Origin of the sequence: Streptomyces glaucescens (assembly GCF_002154375.1) — a bacterium.
GTDB lineage: Bacteria > Actinomycetota > Actinomycetes > Streptomycetales > Streptomycetaceae > Streptomyces > Streptomyces glaucescens.
Map to the genome: position 1 here is coordinate 1 of NZ_MUND01001124.1, position 740 is coordinate 740.

At 77.6% G+C, this 740-nt stretch carries 1 protein-coding gene; it reads right to left on the reverse strand.

Annotated features, from left to right (window positions below):
- Positions 1–740, reverse strand: a 740-nt coding sequence (locus CCN42_RS40990; protein WP_211294918.1) for a thiopeptide-type bacteriocin biosynthesis protein, incomplete at both ends; no start/stop codon positions are given.

Below are 740 nucleotides of genomic sequence, written 5' to 3' on the forward strand. Positions count from 1 at the left end.
CGCGGTGCCCGGCGGGGAAGAACCCCGGGTCGTCCTCGGTCTCCATCAGGGTCCGGGCCGCGAGCCGGCAGACGGCCCGTTCCTCGTCCGGGGTCACGCCGAGCCGGTTGAACAGCATGTGCAGGTGCGAGGCCCACACCCAGGGGATCCGGCGGTCGGCCTGCGCCTCGGGGACGGCGTCCCGCAGGCGGTCGTCCGCGGCGGTGACCACGCGCGCCCACTCGGCCAGCCAGGCAGGGGCGGTGCCCGCGTCGAGCGCGGCGCGCAGCGCTTCGGCGTGCCGCACGAGGCCCGGGCGCTGCCGGGCGAAGACCGAGTTGACGCGGGAGTGGACGGCGGCACCGGGCAGCGGCTCGGTCTCGGTGACCCAGCGCCAGGAGGCGGCGTGCCGGCGCAGCCAGCCCGCCGCCCTCAGCTCGTCCAGGCCGAGCGCGTGGGCGGTGGCATGGGCCAGTTCGAGGGCGAGCGGGAGGCGGGCGGTGGGGTCCGGCATCGCGCGCAGGGCCTCGACAGCCGTACGGGTGGAACGGGTGAACAGGTCCTCGGCGAGGGGCAGCGCGGCCGGGCCGCCGTAGCGTTCGGTCTCCGGTACGTACGGCACTTCGCGCACCTCACCGTGGCGGGTGGCCCAGGGGCCGTTGAACCGCGCGGTCGTGGCGGACGCCAACCCGGCCAGCCGGTCCGGGAGTCCGGCGGGCAGCGGACCCCGGATGCGGACGCGCAGGTGCGGGCCGCCGTCG